Annotated in this window: 14 protein-coding genes; 6 read left to right on the forward strand and 8 right to left on the reverse strand. The window is 60.5% G+C overall.

Features of this window, described 5'->3' with window-relative positions; all coding sequences use genetic code 11:
- Positions 1-14: 14 nt before the first annotated feature.
- Positions 15-920, forward strand: a complete 906-nt coding sequence (locus AB4N84_RS13805) for a LysR family transcriptional regulator (protein WP_460046730.1) — start codon at positions 15-17, stop codon at positions 918-920.
- A gap of 134 nt (positions 921-1,054) precedes the next feature.
- Here the strand turns inward: AB4N84_RS13805 and AB4N84_RS13810 are convergent, their stop codons facing one another.
- Together AB4N84_RS13810 and AB4N84_RS13815 are read right to left on the reverse strand one after the other, a co-directional pair.
- A complete protein-coding gene (locus AB4N84_RS13810; RefSeq protein ID WP_460046731.1) occupies positions 1,055-2,839 on the reverse strand; it encodes an IlvD/Edd family dehydratase in 1,785 nt (594 codons plus the stop codon).
- 90 nt (positions 2,840-2,929) lie between these two features.
- Positions 2,930-4,111 (reverse strand): fumarylacetoacetate hydrolase family protein, encoded by a 1,182-nt coding sequence (locus AB4N84_RS13815; RefSeq protein WP_074756944.1) that lies wholly within the window; start codon positions 4,109-4,111, stop codon positions 2,930-2,932.
- A 122-nt stretch (positions 4,112-4,233) separates the two neighbouring features.
- Between AB4N84_RS13815 and AB4N84_RS13820 the strand changes: the two genes are divergently transcribed.
- The 5 genes from AB4N84_RS13820 to AB4N84_RS13840 all read left to right on the forward strand — a co-directional run bounded on the left by AB4N84_RS13820 (position 4,234) and on the right by AB4N84_RS13840 (position 10,133).
- A complete protein-coding gene (locus tag AB4N84_RS13820) occupies positions 4,234-5,175 on the forward strand; it encodes a LysR family transcriptional regulator (RefSeq protein WP_460046732.1) in 942 nt (313 codons plus the stop codon).
- Positions 5,176-5,445: 270 nt separating this feature from the next.
- Positions 5,446-6,831 carry an MFS transporter gene (locus AB4N84_RS13825; protein WP_460046733.1) on the forward strand — a complete coding sequence of 462 codons (1,386 nt, stop codon included), beginning with the start codon at positions 5,446-5,448 and terminating at the stop codon, positions 6,829-6,831.
- Between the two features lie 267 nt (positions 6,832-7,098).
- Positions 7,099-8,418, forward strand: a complete 1,320-nt coding sequence (locus tag AB4N84_RS13830; RefSeq protein WP_208605199.1) for an MFS transporter — start codon at positions 7,099-7,101, stop codon at positions 8,416-8,418.
- A gap of 22 nt (positions 8,419-8,440) precedes the next feature.
- The gene (locus AB4N84_RS13835) at positions 8,441-9,193 is read left to right on the forward strand and encodes a maleate cis-trans isomerase family protein (protein ID WP_074756950.1); all 753 of its coding nucleotides are present in this window, start codon (positions 8,441-8,443) and stop codon (positions 9,191-9,193) included.
- A gap of 58 nt (positions 9,194-9,251) precedes the next feature.
- On the forward strand, positions 9,252-10,133 hold the full coding sequence (locus tag AB4N84_RS13840; protein WP_460046734.1) for a LysR family transcriptional regulator: 882 nt from the start codon (positions 9,252-9,254) through the stop codon (positions 10,131-10,133).
- A gap of 126 nt (positions 10,134-10,259) precedes the next feature.
- On the opposite strand, the gene AB4N84_RS13845 is transcribed toward AB4N84_RS13840, so the two are convergent.
- From AB4N84_RS13845 to AB4N84_RS13870, 6 genes are read right to left on the reverse strand one after another with little or no spacing between them, the layout of a single operon-like run.
- Positions 10,260-11,084 carry a glycosyltransferase family 2 protein gene (locus AB4N84_RS13845; protein ID WP_460046735.1) on the reverse strand — a complete coding sequence of 275 codons (825 nt, stop codon included), beginning with the start codon at positions 11,082-11,084 and terminating at the stop codon, positions 10,260-10,262.
- A complete protein-coding gene (locus AB4N84_RS13850) occupies positions 11,084-11,440 on the reverse strand; it encodes a DMT family transporter (RefSeq protein WP_460046736.1) in 357 nt (118 codons plus the stop codon). Before AB4N84_RS13850 ends, AB4N84_RS13845 begins: the two co-directional genes overlap by 1 nt.
- Complete coding sequence (locus AB4N84_RS13855) at positions 11,437-12,273, reverse strand: sugar phosphate isomerase/epimerase family protein (protein WP_460046738.1); 837 nt, start codon at positions 12,271-12,273, stop codon at positions 11,437-11,439. Before AB4N84_RS13855 ends, AB4N84_RS13850 begins: the two co-directional genes overlap by 4 nt.
- Positions 12,270-13,052 carry an NAD-dependent epimerase/dehydratase family protein gene (locus tag AB4N84_RS13860; RefSeq protein WP_460046739.1) on the reverse strand — a complete coding sequence of 261 codons (783 nt, stop codon included), beginning with the start codon at positions 13,050-13,052 and terminating at the stop codon, positions 12,270-12,272. The genes AB4N84_RS13855 and AB4N84_RS13860 overlap by 4 nt, the downstream gene beginning before the upstream one ends.
- Positions 13,049-15,658 (reverse strand): FAD-dependent oxidoreductase, encoded by a 2,610-nt coding sequence (locus tag AB4N84_RS13865; RefSeq protein WP_460046740.1) that lies wholly within the window; start codon positions 15,656-15,658, stop codon positions 13,049-13,051. The genes AB4N84_RS13860 and AB4N84_RS13865 overlap by 4 nt, the downstream gene beginning before the upstream one ends.
- A complete protein-coding gene (locus tag AB4N84_RS13870) occupies positions 15,655-16,680 on the reverse strand; it encodes a glycosyltransferase (protein ID WP_460046742.1) in 1,026 nt (341 codons plus the stop codon). The genes AB4N84_RS13865 and AB4N84_RS13870 overlap by 4 nt, the downstream gene beginning before the upstream one ends.
- Positions 16,681-16,854 lie beyond the last annotated feature (174 nt).

Below are 16,854 nucleotides of genomic sequence, written 5' to 3' on the forward strand. Positions count from 1 at the left end.
CAGCTGGAGTGAAAATGATCCGCATTGATGACTTGGCGCTGTTCGTCCGCACCGCCGCGCTGGGCAGTTTTTCCAACGCGGCGCGTGAGGTCGATCTGCTGCCAGGGCAGGTGGCCGCAGCGATCAAGCGACTGGAGCGTGAGGTGGATGTCCGGCTCTTCGCGCGCTCGACGCGCAGCCTGCGCCTGACCGCCGAAGGTGAGCAGTATTTGCCGACCGCACAGGCGGTGCTCGACACCTTGAGCGAAGGGCGTGAAAAACTGCGGCGTGAGAGCGCGGCGTTGAGCGGCACGCTTCAGGTGGCCGCGCCGTCGGATCTGGGGCGCAATGTGTTGCTGGGCTGGATGACCGACTTCCGCCGACAGCATCCTGCGCTGAACCTGCGATTGTTCGTCTCGGACCAGGTGGCTGACATGTTCCGCGATCCTGTGGACGTGGCCATCCGCAGTGGTGTCATCGAAGACGCCAACTACATAGCGTTGCCGCTCGCACCTTATAACCGCCGAGTACTGGTGGCGTCGCCTGACTATCTGGCCCGTAAAGGGCGGCTGCTGACAGCGGACGATCTGCTGCGTCACGACTGTCTGCTGTACATCCTCAACGGCCGCGTCTATGACAAGTGGCCGGTGGGGGCGCGCATATTTACCGTGTCGGGACCGTTGCTCACGGACGATGCCGATCTGGTCCGCCGCTGGGCCGTGGCGGGCGAGGGCATCGCGTATAAATCGTGGGTGGACGTGCGTGATGACGTGCTGGCAGGGCGGCTGGAGTTGCTGTTGCCGGATTATCCGGGCGAACCCGCGCCGTTGAATCTGGTGTATCCCCACCGCAAACAGTTTTCGCCTGCGGTGCAGCAACTGCATTCGATGCTCAAGAGCCGGTTCGTCGACATGGAGAAGGGTTTGCCGAAGCTTTTGTGAGCGCCCTGATGAACTGTAGGAGCGCGCTTGCCCGCGATTGAGGTACGTCATTCAGCTTGATGCCGCCAGACACACCGCTATCGCGAGCAAGCTCACGCCTACAATTGCTTCAAGTCAGAGATAACGACTGTCGATCAATGCGAATGCCTCGGCTCACCACTGCGTGCGATCACGCGCAGATGCAGCGTGGCAGGTTCCAGGCAGCCGCCTGTGGATAACTGCCCGACCAGTTGGCGATAGAGCTCTTGCCACGGCGTTTGCGAGGCGGGCATTGTCGGTTCGAACTGCGCGCGACGCTCGGCCATTTCCTCGTCGCTGACCAGCACGTTGACGCTGCGATTGTTCAGGTCCACGCGCAGACGGTCATTGGTTTTCAGCAACGCAAGACCACCGCCAACCGCTGCTTCCGGCGACATGTTGAGGATCGAGGGGCTCGCAGACGTGCCGCTCTGACGACCATCGCCCAGGCACGGCAACGAATCGATGCCGCGTTTGATCAGCTCGGCCGGTGGCGCCATGTTTACCACTTCTGCGCTGCCCGGATAGCCGACCGTGCCTGCGCCGCGAATCACCAGAATGCAGCGCTCATCAATGTCCAGCGACGGGTCGTTGATGCGCGCGTGATAGTCCTCGGGGCCTTCGAAGACAATTGCCCGCGCTTCGAAGCTGTTCTCGGCGCCCGGCTCGGACAGGTAGGTTTTGCGGAACGCTTCGCCGACCACCGACATCTTCATGATCGCGCTGTCGAAGAAGTTGCCGCTGAGTACGATGAAGCCCGCGCGGTGCTTGAGCGGGTCTTCGTAAGGGCGAATCACATCCACGTCCTGAGCGACCGCATTACGCACGATGTCGCCGATGGTTTTGCCGGACACCGAACCGCAGTCTTCATGCAGCTTTCCGGCTTTCTGCAGTTCGTGCATCACCGCCGGTACGCCGCCTGCGCGGTGGAAGCCTTCGCCCAGGTACTTGCCGGCGGGCATGCAGTTGACCAGCAACGGCACGTCTTCGCCGATTCGCTGCCAGTCGTCCAGGCTCAGTTCGACGCCCATGTGCCGCGCGATGGCGATCAGGTGAGGCGGGCAGTTGCTGGACGCGCCCAGCGCCGACGCCACGGCAATCGCGTTTTCGAAGGCTTCGCGGGTCATGATCTGCGAAGGACGTACGTCTTCGCGGACCAGGTCGCAGATGCGTTTGCCGGTCATGTAGGCCATCTGGCCGCGCTCGCGGTATGCCGCCGGAATGCTTGCGCAACCCGGTAACGACATGCCCAACGCTTCGGCCAGGGCATTCATCGAAAGCGCCGTGCCCATGGTGTTGCAGTGACCGACCGAGGGTGAGGCCGCGGTGGTCATTTCCATGAAGCCTTCGTAGTTGATCTCGCCTGCCGACAGCAGATTGCGCGCATGCCAGAGCACGGTGCCGGAGCCGATCAGCTCCCCTTTGTGGCGACCGTCGAGCATGGGCCCGCCCGACAACACGATGGCGGGCAGGTCCGTCGTCGCGGCAGCCATCAGGCACGCCGGTGTGGTCTTGTCGCAGCCGGTGGTCAGGACCACGCCGTCGAGCGGGTAGCCGTGGAGGATTTCAACGAGGCCCAAGTAAGCGAGGTTTCGATCCAACGCGGCGGTAGGACGACGGGTTTGCTCGGCCATGGGATGCACCGGAAATTCCATCGGAATCCCGCCCGCATCACGAATGCCTGCCTTGACCCGCTGCGCCAGTTCCAGGTGATGACGATTGCACGGCGCAAGATCGCTGCCGGTCTGGGCGATGCCGATGATCGGGCGGCCGGATTGCAGCTCCTCACGGGTCAGGCCGTAGTTCATGTAACGCTCGACGTAGAGCGCGGTCATGTCGGCGTGACTGGGATCGTCGAACCATTGCTGGCTGCGCAGAGGGCGTTTGGGCGTATCGGACATGGTTCGGGTCTCTCTTGGAATTAGGGTATTGCCAGAATCTGTTATCGGTAACATTGAGCCTGAAAAACCGTTTTGTAAACCGGCAGGGCTTCAGCGCGACAGCAAATCACGCGCCGCGAGGTTGCGAATCAGCGCGCCCACGCCAAACGTCCAGGGCGTCGCCCGGCTGCTGTGGGTCACCTCGTTGTGCAACCCGCCGAGCAGACGGCTGCTGATGCTGACCTGATCCCCGAGCTTGTGCGTGAAGCCACCGCCCACATGATCGCGGTCTTCGGTCGGGGCGAAGAGGGTGCCCAGATACAGCAGGAAACCATCGGGGTATTGGTGGTTGGCGTTCAGCGTTTGCGCGGCGATGTCTTCCGGGTCACGGCTGATCTGCGACATCGAGCTTGAGCCTTTCATCACATAGCCGTCATTGCCTTTCACCTGCAGATCGACCACGCAATTGCGCACGTCGTCCATCGAGAACGTCTCGTCGAACAGGCGGATGAACGGACCGATGGCGCACGAGGCGTTGTTGTCTTTCGCCTTGCTCAGCAGCAGGGCACTGCGACCCTCAAAGTCACGCAGGTTGACGTCGTTGCCCAGCGTCGCGCCGTGAATCTGCCCACGGCTGTTCACCGCCAGCACCACTTCCGGTTCCGGGTTGTTCCATTCCGATTTCGGGTGGATGCCGATCTGGCTGCCGCTGCCGACAGCGGCGAGCACAGGCGCCTTGGTGAAAATTTCGGCGTCCGGGCCGATGCCGACTTCAAGATATTGCGACCACATTTTCTGTTCGATCAGCAACGCTTTGAGCTTGCTCGCCTGCTCGGAACCCGGCTTGATGCTGCGCAAGTTGTCGCCGATGGCGTTGTGCACGATGGCCCGCACACTCTCTGCCTTGGCCGGATCGCCTGCGGCCTGCTCTTCGATCACCCGCTCGATCATGCTTGCGGCGAAGGTCACGCCAGCGGCTTTGATGACCTGCAGGTCGGCGGGCGCTAGCAGGAACGGCTTATTGGTGTCAGGGTTTGAGGTCGAGTTGGCCAGCAGTGCCTCAACGCTGGCGATCAAGGTGCCCTGGGTTTCACGCACCGCTTTGAGCGGCGACTCGGACTCCAGCAACTCGCTCAACGTGGCGAATTGCGCCGACAGATCGAACACCCCGTCGCTGCGCAGCACAACGGGCGAAGGCCCGCTGACGTTGCCGGGCACCCAGGCGCGGCCGATCAAAGTGCCGGTCAGGCCGTCGGCAGGCAGTGTGTTTTCTGGGGTGAGCTGAATAGGCATGGGGCAGTCCTCGGATATTTTTGTGCTTTTCGTACCGACCCTAATCAGCGCGGCCGATAAACTCCAATGACATCTGCTCAATTATCGATAACACTGGGTTATCGCGAATCGAGGCTGTTTCCATGTCCGACATTTCCTTTTCCACGGTCTGCAACTGGCTGAAGTTCAAGCACCTGGTGCTGATCGATACCTTGGCGCGGACCCGCAATATGCACGCCGCTGCCCAGCACATGAACCTCAGCCAGCCGGCGGTCAGCAAGATGCTGCGCGAGATCGAACGCCTGCTCGGCTTCGATCTGTTTGAACGCCTTCCGCGCAACATGCCGCCGACTGCGTTGGGCGAACATGTGGTGCGTTATGCGCAGATTGCGCTCAACGATGCGAACAAGTTTGTCGACCAGATCAGCAGCCTGCGCGAAGGCGGACATGGTTTTCTGAAGGTGGGTGCGATTTTCGCGGCGACTGCGGTGGTGTTGCCCGACGCGATCGTTCAACTGAAGAAGCGCTGGCCGTTGCTGTCCATCGAGGTGGTCGAGCAGACCAGCGATCACCTCATGGAAATGCTCGACGACAAGAAGCTCGACCTGGCCGTGGCGCGTTACACCGACGAAAACCAGCAACAGGTGTATGACTTCCAGGCGCTGGCGCCCGAGCCGTTCTGCATGGTGGTCAACAGCCGTCATCCGCTGACGGAGTTGCAGGAAACACCGTTGCAGGAGCTGGGCAAGTGGCCGTGGATTCTTTACCCGGTCGGCACACCCATTCGCGCGCGGATGGAACAGGCGTTTGCGCAGGCCGGCATCGCAACGCCGAAGAACACCATCGACACGATCTCAATGCAGACCTTCCTCCAGGTGCTGCAGTCCGGGCCGATGATCGCCATGTTGCCGGCCTCCATGGCGCAGTCGCATCTGGACACCGGACTGCTGAAAGTGCTCAACACCTCGCTGAAACTCGCACCGCAGGATTACGGCATCCTGACCCGTCGCGGCGAGCCGTTGCTGGGGGCGGCGTCGGAATTTGCCGAGATCCTGCTGGCGAATGCGCAGGTGGCGCGCAATTGATGTTCCTGACTGCCGAAATCATCTGTGGGAGCGAATTTATTCGCGATGCGGTTTCAAGCGCACATTTGCATTGGGAGAAGGATTTCTCGCGAATGAATTCGCTCCCACAGGTGACCTTCGATAACCCCGCGTTATCGATCAATGGGAACAAGTCATTGTCCCGCCCCGTATTTACGGTAGTCAGGCCTACCTGTTATCGGTAACATCGTTCCGTGCTTCGACCCTCCATAACAACAATACAGGCCCGTCCACGTGCCTGGAGGTCCCACCATGGAAACCGTTTCCCAACGCCTGCCCGAACCTTCGGGTGCCGGGCAAGCCAGTTTTGAAGACCGCACCTACCGCAAAGTGATCCTGCGCATCCTCCCTGTCCTGCTGCTGTGCTACATGGCCGCGTACCTGGACCGCGTGAACATCGGCTTCGCCAAGCTGGACATGCTCAACGACCTGCAATTCAGCAACACCATCTACGCCTTGGGCGCGAGCATGTTCTTCTGGGGTTACTTCCTCTTCGAAGTGCCGAGCAATCTGTTGCTGCATCGCTTCGGCGCGCGTATGTGGATTGCCCGGATCATGCTCACTTGGGCCATCGTCTCCATGGCCGTGGCGTTCACCGTGCCGCTGGCGAAGTTCTTTCACATCGAATCGGAAACCATGTTCTACGTGCTGCGCTTCTTGCTCGGCATCTGTGAGGCAGGGTTCTTTCCAGGCGTGATCCTTTACCTCAATTACTGGTTTCCGACCCGCCGTCAAAGCCGTGTCCTGTCGGGTTTCCTGATGGCAATGCCGATCAGCCTGACGCTGGGCGGCGTGATTTCCGGCTGGCTGATGACCAGAATGCAAGGCGTGCAGGGCATGGCCGGCTGGCAGTGGTTGCTGATCATCGAAGGCATTCCCTCGGTCATCATGGCGTTCGTGGTGCTGGCGTTCATGGCCAACAACGTTGATGCGGCCAAATGGCTGTCGCCCGAAGAGAAAGCCCTGCTCAAGGCCAATCTGGAGACCGACAGCAAAGGCAAGGCGTCGAACCTGCGCGAGGTATTCTTCAATGGCCGCGTGTGGCTGTTGGTGCTGATCCTGCTGACGTTCAACACCGGGTTCTATGGCCTGGCGTTCTGGATGCCGTCGATCATCAAAAGCGCAGGTATTTCGAACCCGCTGGACATCGGTCTGCTGACCGCCATTCCGTACGGCATCGCGGTTATCGCCATGACCCTCAATGCGCGGCATTCGAACAAGACCGGCGAGCGTCGTCTGCACGCAGCGATCCCGGCGATCATCGGCGGCATTGGCCTGATCCTCAGTGCGTATTTCGCCAACAACGTGGTGCTGTCGATCATCTTCCTCAGCGTTTCTGCCTCGGGCGTGTTGAGCCTGATGCCGATCTACTGGACGTTGCCGGGCACGGTGTTGTCTGGCGTTGCGGCAGCGGCGGGCATCGGCATGATCAACGCCATCGGCAACTTGTCCGGTTTCACCGGCTCGATGATCACCGCTATGGCCGAGAACCTGACTGGCAACATCAATAACGGCACCTACGTGCTGGGGGCGTGCCTGTTTGTCAGCGCGGGGCTGATCCTGTCGATTCCCAAAGCGATGCTGGGCAATCACAAGGTCGACACGGCAGTGCCTGCAGGACAACTCTCACAAGCCTGACCGGGAACGGCCGGACAACACAGTCTCCTGTGGGCGCGAGCAAGCTCGCTCCCACAGCACTCGCCACCGGTTGGCGAGAACGTTAAGCACCGACATTTTCTCGACATCTGCCATCGCCATCCGCGATGGCAAGCTCGCCAATGCCTGATATACGCCCCCGCCTCTGACTCCTAACATCGGTCGCAATGACCAACCGTTCGCCGACTGCGCGTCATACCGTCGACCGGGTTTCCAAAAATAATAAGTTGAGTCCCACGAGGTTTCCCCATGAAAACCCTTGCTGCCGGGCCCGCGCCCGTTTCTGCGCCTCTGGATGGCAGTGCTCAGCTGAGCACCGGCCAGCGTTACGCTACTTTGGGCGGCTCTTGGGCCGCTTGGCTGTTCGACGCGCTGGATGCCACCGTCTTCGGCTTCGTCCTGCTGGCCATCGCCAAAACCTTTTCTGTCGGTCTGGGCGATGTCGTATCGACCGTGGCCTGGTTTCTGCTGGCAACCGGTATCGGCGGCTTCTTCCTCGGGAACATCTCCGACAAGATCGGCCGCAAGAAGACCATGATGCTGTCGGTGTTCGTCTATGGCACCGGCACTTTGCTCTGCGGGTTTGCCGACAGCCTGTGGCAACTGAACCTGTTCCGTTTCTGCGTCGGGATTGCGGTCGGTGGGCTGTGGTCTGCCGCGGCTGCGCTGGTGTCGGAAATCTGGCCGCCTGCCGGTCGCGCCAAAGCCTTCGCCGTGATGCAAACCGGTTGGTCGGGTGGCGGCTTGCTCGCCGCGATTTTTGCCTGGAGCTTCCTCGACAGCAGCAACCCTGAGTCCTGGCGCACGCTGTTTATCTACGCGTCGATCCCGGCCTACTTCACCCTCGTGTTCATCTGGCTGTTCGTTAAAGAGTCGCCTGTCTGGCTGGCGAACCGCGAGTTCATGCGTCGTAACACCGACAAGGGGCGGCTGATGGAAATCTTCAGCCCGCAGTATCGAAAAGTGACCCTGCTGGGCCTGAGCATTTCGGTGCTGGGCATGTACGGCTACTGGATCATCACCACCTTCATGCCGGCCTATCTGCAGAACATTCTGAACGTGCGCATCGATCAGGCGCCGGTGTTTGTCATCTGGATCGGCATTGGTGCCACCATCGGTTATCTGGCCTACGGCTATCTGGCAGAAGCCGTCGGACGCCGCCTGTCATTTGCGATCTTCTTTGGCGGCATGGCGATCATGGTGCCGGTGTTTTCCTACTCCGCGACCCTGATGCCGCTGACAGACGGCAAGCTGATGTTCACCACCCAGAACATCATTATGCTGGGCTCTCTGGCTGCACTGCTGGGCTTCTTCACCGGTTACTTCAGCGGGTTCGGCGCGTGGTATTCGGAACTGTTCCCCACCAGCATCCGCTCCACCGCGTCGGGCTTCTGTTTCAACTTCGGCCGGGTGGGCGCCATTGTCGGGATCAAGCTGGTCCCCGTGCTGATCCCGCTCATCGGCTTCACCGCCACGATTTCTCTTGCCTCCGTTTCCTACGCCATTGCCGCCGTCATGGTGTTCACGCTGCAGGAAACCAAAGGCGTTCAACTCACCAGCGGCAACTGATCTGCATCTAGAGGACAGCCCCATGAAAAACTTTCGAATCGGCCAAATCGTTCCAAGCTCCAACACCACCATGGAAACCGAAATTCCGGCGATGCTGACCTCGCGTTACTCGCTGTTTCCGGAAGAGCACTTCACGTTCCATTCGTCGCGCATGCGCATGATGCACGTGAGCCCCGAAGAGCTGAAGAAGATGGACATCGACAGCGACCGTTGCGCGCTGGAACTGAGCGATGCACGCGTGGACGTCATGGCCTACGCCTGCCTGGTGGCGATCATGTGCCAGGGCGCGGGTTACCACAAAGTCTCGCAGGACCGTCTGGGCAAGACCGTGGTTTCCAACAAGTCGAACGCTCCAGTGCTGAGTTCTGCGGGTGCGTTGATCGACAGCCTGAACATGCTCAACTACAAGAAAATTTCGATCATCACCCCGTACATGAAGCCCCTGACCCAACAGGTCATCGACTACATCGAAGCGGCCGGTATCGAAGTGGTCGACTCCATCAGCCTGGAAGTGTCCGACAACCTCGAAGTCGGTCGTCTGGACCCGATGAATCTGGTGGCCCACGCCGACAAGTTGAACATCGGTCAGGCCGATGGGGTGGTGCTGTCGTGCTGCGTGCAGATGCCTTCGCTGCCCGCGATCCAGGTCGTACAGGATCGTCTCGACAAGCCGGTGCTGTCGGCGTCGGTGGCGACGGTTTACCAGATGCTGAAAACACTGGGCCTCACCGCTCAGGTGCCGAACGCCGGCCATCTGCTGTCCGGTCAGTTCTGAGTCGATGAATGACGGGGTACTATGGCGGCCATTCTGGCCAGCACGCCCGGTACCTCATATGAAGCTCGATCCCGTCTCGTTGCGCCTCTTCGTCAGCGTTGTCGAAGAAGGCACCATCGCTGCCGCCGCCAAGCGTGAACACATCGCGGCGGCCGCGGTGAGCAAGCGGCTCAGCGAGCTGGAAGAGCTGCTCGATTCAAAGCTGCTCAACCGCACCAACAAAGGCATCACGCCGACCGATGCGGGCCTGTCGTTGCTGTTCATGGCTCGCAGCGCGCTGAACAACCTCAATGAAATCGTCGTGCAGATGCGTGACTACTCCCACGGGCGTCGCGGGTCGGTGCACGTGCTGGCGAACATTTCGGCGATCACGCAGTTCATGCCGGGGCTGATCAAGTCGTTCATGGCGCTCTACCCGCTGATCAACGTCAGCCTGCAAGAGCAGCAAAGCCTGGCGATCACCAAGGCCGTGGCGGAAAACCGCGCCGACATCGGCATCTTTACGCGTCTGCCCCATGGTGCTGACATCGAAGTGTTCCCGTTTCGCACCGACCGACTGGTGTTGCTGGTGCCCAACGATCATCCCTTGGCCGGGCGCGAGTCGCTTACCTTCAATGAAACGCTGGACCACGAATACGTCACCCTGCGCAGCGGCACGCACCTCAATTTTCAGCTGATAAAAGCCGCCAATGACATGGGTCGCTCGCTGAAAATCCGCATGGAAGTCTCCAGCTACGACGCGTTGTGCCTGATGGTTCAGGCGGGCGTTGGCATCGGCATCATGCCGGCGGGCAGCGTGGAGATTTACAAAATGGACGGCGCGACTGCCGTGCCCTTGAACGAAGACTGGGCCAGTCGCGAACTCAGCGTCTGCGTGAGGTCCAGGGCGGGCTTGTCCACCGCCGCGCAGCTGTTTCTGGACCATCTGCTCGCGGGTTGATGCACCTCATTGTCGGAGCGCGCTTACCCGCGATCGCGGCGTGTCTGAATCGAATAGGTCGTGACACACCGCAATCCTTGTAGGCGCCAGCAAGCCGGCTCCTACAAGGCGGGGCAGGCCTCGCCATCACTTCGGGTCATACCCGCCGCAGCACGCCCGCACCAACACCGCCAACACCGCCAGATTGCCTTTTACGCCGCTGATCTTGGTCGGCACGTCGCCCTGTGGATACCGCCTGACCGTCGGCAGTTCTAGGCAGCGATAACCCAGTCTTGGCGCCCTGTACGAGAGATACGCCAGCAGTTCATAGGTCATGAACACATCGCGAAACAGGGCGATGCGCGGGTCGAGCAGCATCTTGCGGCTGTAGGCGCGAAAGCCCTGTGTGGTGTCGGTCCAGTCGAAACCCGAGGCCAGACTGAGCATCGGGGCGTGTATGAACCGGATCGCGATGTCGCGGGATTTCGGCGTGTTTTCCGCCACGCCACCCGCGAGGAAACGCGACGCCTGAACAAAATCCACGCCCTGTTGCAGCGCCTCAATGAAGCGCGGAATCGCCTTCGGATCGTCCTTGTCGTTGCCGTCGATGGTGACGATGCCCTCGTAGCCCTGATCGAGGGCGAAGGCATAGGCGCATCGCAGCTGCGCGCTGAGTTTGCCCGGCGACGTCTTCACCAGCAGGCCACGCACGCCTGTCACCATGAGCATGTCGTGGGCGAGTGAACCGTCGGAGCTGCCGCCGTCGACGATGATGATGTCCGCCAACTGATAGATCGACAGCGCAGCCATGCGCGCCAGCAGGCTGACAATGCGCTCGCCTTCGTTGATCACCGGAATGACCACGCAATAGGAGTGCGTGCGGCCCAGCCACAAGGGCGTCTCGAAGTAAGGGACCTGTCGGGACAGTTTGGTTAGTGTCGGTCGTCCGGGAGAAAACGTTGTGTCAGTCATCAGGCCACCCGCGCAGTGATCAGGGCGACGCCCGCGATCACCAGCAAGATGCCGGCCGCTGTCGTCCAGTAGAAGGTTTCACGAAAAATCAGGATCGAAGAACAGGCCACCGCAGCCACGGCACCGGCGGTCAGCACCGGGTGAGCGATGTTCAGCGGCAAGCGGGCGAGGGCGGCGGCGTAGAGCAGAAACGCTGTGCCGTACAGGCCGAGGCCGACCCAGAACGGCCAGTTGCCCAGGGCCTCCAGCGGCGCGGTGAGTGAAGGAAACCGACGCGGCGGCATCATCGCCATCTTCACCAGCACGCTGGCGGACGCGTTGGAGAGAATCCCCAAAATCAGAATGGCCCATTTCATCGCAGCGTCCCCCAGGCTTCTGCACGGTAATGCTGGATGGCCACATTCAATGCACGCTCGATGGTGTCCAGATGCGGTTCGACCCGGTTAGGCAGCATTTCGATGCTGACCACGTGATCCGGCAGGTAGCGGCTGATGGCCTCTGCCATGTCGACGTGTGCGGTATCGCCGTCGCCGAGTGTCAGAAGATCCCGCTCGCTGGCGTGCACATGGCCGATCAGGTCAGCGTCATCTTTCAGCACGGCGAAAGGATCCTCGCCATTGATCGTCAGGGAACCCGTGTCCAGTTGCATGAGAATGTTCGGGTGATCGACCTCGCGCACGACTTGCGCCGTTGACGGGGTATCGGTCATGAAGTTGGCGCCGTAGCACTCGGGGTTCGGCTCCAGACAAAACGCCAGTGCGTAATCCTGGGCGATGTCGCCGAGTGAACGGAAGAACGGCACCGCGATGTTCTGGGCTTCCCGATCGCTCAGGCCGCTGCGGTCCCGGTTCTTCGGCGAACCAAACACCAATCGGGTGGCGCCCAGTCCGGCACCGATCCGACAGACTTCATTCAAATGTTGCAGCATCGACGCCTGGCTGGCGGCGCAACCGAACACGTTTAACCCCTGGGTGCCAAACAGCAACGCTTGCATGCCGGTGATGCCGATTCCACGGTCCGCCCACCTGTCGCGCACCTCCGCGATCTGGCTCTTGTTTGTCGCCACTGGGTCAGGGAAGTATTTGCCAGGCGCGACATCGATGGCATCGACGCCGTAGCGCTTGAGCAATGCGGCGATGGCCTCGTCCTCGACGATGTCCCAGGCAATGTTGGAGATGGCCAGCCTCATGCTTTCGCTCCCATCGAGCGCGGTTCCGATTGCGCGTATGCGCGCACCGCCTGCAACGTTTCCCGGGCGCTGTACTGGTAACGGCCCCGGCCACCGAACAGCGCGGCATGACAGGTCTGCATGGAATACCGCGCGGCCATGACCCCGCGTACGTTGTCGAACGGAACGCCGAACCCCTGCTCTGCAACTTCGGCGACCGTGATCGGCTCGGCGCACAGGTGGACCAGGTTCAAGCCCGCATTCAGCGCGATCTGGATGTCGCTCGCGAGGTTGACCATCGGGTAAAACTGGAAGAGGCCGCGGCTGTCGATGGCCGTCAGATTGTTCTCGTTTAGGAAGTCAAAAATCACGTTCTTGCGCAGTCCCGGGCCAACCAGCCCTGGCAGGCGCACGATCAGATGACGTGGGAAAAAGTCCTCGACGAAGCACTCCAGCAGGCGCCGATTCATGCCGTATGCATGCAGACCGACCTCATCCACGACCGAGTCCTCATCCACGCCGATGGGGGTATGGAACACGTCCACGGTGCTGATCAAGACAAAGGTCTTGCAGCGCACGGTCCGCAGATGATCGATCAGGTTTTCGATGCGTTTGCGATCGGCCTCGGGCTCACGATTGGCGATCCACTTCTGCGCCGAGGCGCCCGCGCAGACCAGCGTGTCGAACGAGCGCCCTTCGATCTCGTGAATGTTGGTGGAGCGAAAGAGCGCGTCGAATCGCGCTTGACGCATCAGGGTCGAGCCGACAAAACCGGTGAAGCCGATCAGACCGTTGCTCATAATTGCGCATCCAGCGGGCAATGTACCCGGATCAGTTGGGCGTTGTAGACGTAGAAATACGAGGTATAGGTGCAGTTCAGTCGACTGATTTCGGCTTCCAGCGCCTTGCCTCGACCGCTGATGTCCTTGTCCAGATTGACGTGAGACACCAGCACGGAAAAATCCCTGGACGGCCGCTGCCGCAGCAGTTCGGCGAGCGAGTCCTGGTATTCGACTCTGCCCATGTTCGGGTCGCGGGCTTTGGTGATTTCGTCGTACACGCGCACGTACTGATGCTTGCTCAGACGCGGGTCCAGCAACGTGTAGTACTCCAGCGAGGGTTGGGCGTCGGGGTACACCAGAAACTCGGTGGGCGGCAGTTGTGCGACGTGCTCGTACAGCGCGTTGTTGTCGACGTATTCGTAGTTCACGCCCTTGAGGTTGTTGTAACAGGCCTTGCCGGCCTGCAGCGTCATCAGCGCCAGCAACACCAGACCCAACGCCTTGAGCGGGCGAGACGGGCTGGCGGTGAATTCCAGCACCGCAAAGCAGGCGAGGGTCATGCTGAATGGCACCAGCCAGACCACATGACGCGGGTAGGTCGCCGGATAGAACCCGACGATTCTGCCGACAATCACCACCATCAGAATGCCGATGAAAAACAGGTTCAGCGTGAACACGAAGCCGCGCCTATGGGTGAACAGCAGCGCCACGTTGGCCACGGCGGACACCACCAGCAACGCCTTGCCGTACGCACCGAGAATTGCCTCCTTCAACACGCCCAGCGAGCCCAAGGGCGAGGTCGAGTAGTAATCGTCGTAGTTGCTCAACTGGTAGACCGTCAGGTACTTCATGTAGGCGTAAGACGCGACGACGATCATTGCCGAGGCGAAGAGCGCGGCCATCGTCGCCTTGCCACGTTCATCCCACGGGCGAAACGCGAGTCGCAGAAACGCGTAGACCAGCAGCGCACCCGAGACGATCAGCGTCGAGAAGCCGAGCACGCTCAGCAGCGCGGCCATCACGATTGGCCAATAGAGGTTGTCATGCTCCTCGGCCTGCCACAGGGCGAAGATCGCCAGAAAGCTCACCGACACTTCCAGGAAGTAATGCTTGAGCTCGGTCAGAAACAGCCCTATCGAAAACGAGTGGCCGATCAACGCCAACAGAAACACCACCGCGCCCCAGCGGTAACGCCGAAACACGGCAAACATCGGCGCGATGAGTACGCACGAGAGCGCCAGAACCGACAGCCGCAACGGCTCGATGTTGTAGTGAAACAGCCACATGATCGCTTTGAAAAACAGCGACGCGAGCACCGGCTCGGCTTGATCGTAATACGGCAGGGGTTTGAGAAATTCGGCAGGGCTGCGCAAGGCGATGATGTCCTTGAGCAGCATGGCTTCGTCGATCCAGATCGAGCGCGTGGCGAGGGTCAGGAACAGGCTCGCCAGCACCGCGATTGCGATGGGCAGAACGAGCGCCGGGGCGATACGCGGCAGGTCAAAGACTTCATTGTCCAGTTTCTCCAGCACGTCGTAGATGTTGTCGATCTTGCCGCCGAGCACCGAGTAGCAGCCCGGCAAGCTGGCGTGCTTCTCGAACAGAATCGGCCTACCGTCGTTGCGGTCGTTTTTCGCCAACACGGTCTTCACTTCGTACAGCGAGTCCCTGTGCCGCGAGTCGAGGATTGCCGGAATGTAACGACCGACATCCCGCACCATTCGCTCCACGCGACTGGTGCGCTCATGTCGGGCGAGCTTGTCGTAAGGGTTGATCGACTTGTCGTCGTTCCACTGCACATGCGGGGTGAAACGCACGTGGGACAAGGTGTGCAGGTCGCGGGAGGGGAACGGCATCATCGAAAAGAACGGCCCGTCCATGACCGTCACGCCAAGGCCTTCGAGAGCAGGCGGCATCTGCATCAGCGCCATTTCGGTGATCTCGTGGCGCAGGTCCGTGTCCAGCCCTGGAAAGTCACCGTTGAAATGATTGCTGCCGCTGTAGGTGCAGTTGAACAGATAGCGGCAGCTGAGGCGTTGCGGGCCGCCTTCGCTTTCGGTCACCACCTGCAGCGTGTGGTTTGCGGCCTGGTAGATCTCCGTCGCGCGGGTGAGCAACCGCACCTGCACGCCGCACTCTTCAAGCTCCTGCACGGCCCATCGCGCCAGTTGCGTGGCGTCGAACGCGTACTCCTGAACCTGAAACACCTCTTCGATCAAACGCGGCTCGAACAGCGCATGCGCCGCTGAGTCCGCACGCTGGATCTGCGCACCGATATCACGGCAAAACCGCTCGAACTGCCGCGCAGTGACCTTGGAGTTGTGCCGCGCAATCGCGTACAGCTTGGTGAAATCGCGCTTCACCGCCTGGGGCCAGTCGGCCACGAAACGCGGCAGGTTGACCCGGCTGCGATAGGCCGTGGTGAAGCTGCGCGGGTAGTGATAGCCGTTATGCACGCGCGCCTGATTGTTGTAAGACGCGCGCCTGAGCAAGCCGCCCTCGCGCTCCAGCAGTACGATGCGCTTGAACCCGCGTTGTCGGGCCAGATGGATCGCAATCGCTGATCCATAGAAGCCGCCGCCAATAATGATCGCCTCATGGCAAGGCACCGGATGGCTCGTCAAGATGCGCGCTCTCCGCCCCAGGCCCTCGCCATGCTGATCACTGGCGCGGCGTCCTCGACGTTGAGCTTTTCGAGCCGCGTCATTCGGCAACTCGTGAACTCTTGTCCGATGTAATACAGCGGCCCGTCGCCGGAAAAACTCCCCATGTTCAGGATGTATTCGCCGAGCACCAACAGCACCAGCGAAATCAGGAAAAACATGCCCGACTCCTGCAGCGACAGACTGATCCAGCCCGCCGCGACATCGGTCTTGAACAGCGCAATGCCCACCACGTACGCGCAATAAAGCAGGTTCATCACCGCGCCAAACAACGACAGTGCCGTCACCAGCCGCATCGGCGCGCGGGTGCTCGACACCAACATCCGAATACCCCGGTCGACGCTTTCCCCCAGATGCCTGTGCGGCTGCGCCTTGGGTGGCGCTGAATACGTCAGGCACGTACGCGCAAAACCGCCCGTGGCCGGCAAATGCCGATAAATCATCGTGGGTTTGGGATGCTGCAGAATGAAATTGATCACCTTCTTGGTCAGCAACCGAAACTGCGGCGCGTCCTTGACCAGGTGAATCCCGTTGCACCAGCGATACGCCCGGTGAAACAGCTTGAAGGCGAAGCGATACAACAAAGGCTGCGGCGTGTGCTCGGTGTTGCAGACAAACACCACATCCGCGCCGCGAGCCGCGTGTTCCAGCATGTTCGGCAAAAACGCAATGTCGTCCGCCAGCGGGTCCAGCACCACCGCATAATCGCCCAGTGCATTCTCCAGACCGACCCACGACGCCGTGTCCAGATCGACCTCCTTGGTCAGCGCATACACCTGAAGATTCGCCACCCCATCCTCAGCCGTCAACCGCTTCAACTGCGCCACGCTGTCATCGCTCGACGCGTTGTCGACAATGATCAACTCATAGTCCGACACCATCGACGCAATCACATCCGTCGCCTCGCACAACATCCCCTCAAGCCCATCGGCCTGATTACGAACGACAAACACCACCGACAGAAAACAGGGAAAAAAGGCCATGGCGCAATACTCTGAAAAACGGCCTTCCCTGGCGGTGTTTTTATTAGGGTGTGCAGACAGGTATTGATAGGAGAACACGCAGGGAACAGGAAATATTCAAAGAGCGGATGCGGGGTACTTTTGCGGTTTGAGCGGGTGTGTTGTTGGGTATTTAAATAACGAAGTTTTGCACGA

Source organism: Pseudomonas sp. S2_H01, from assembly GCF_054668305.1.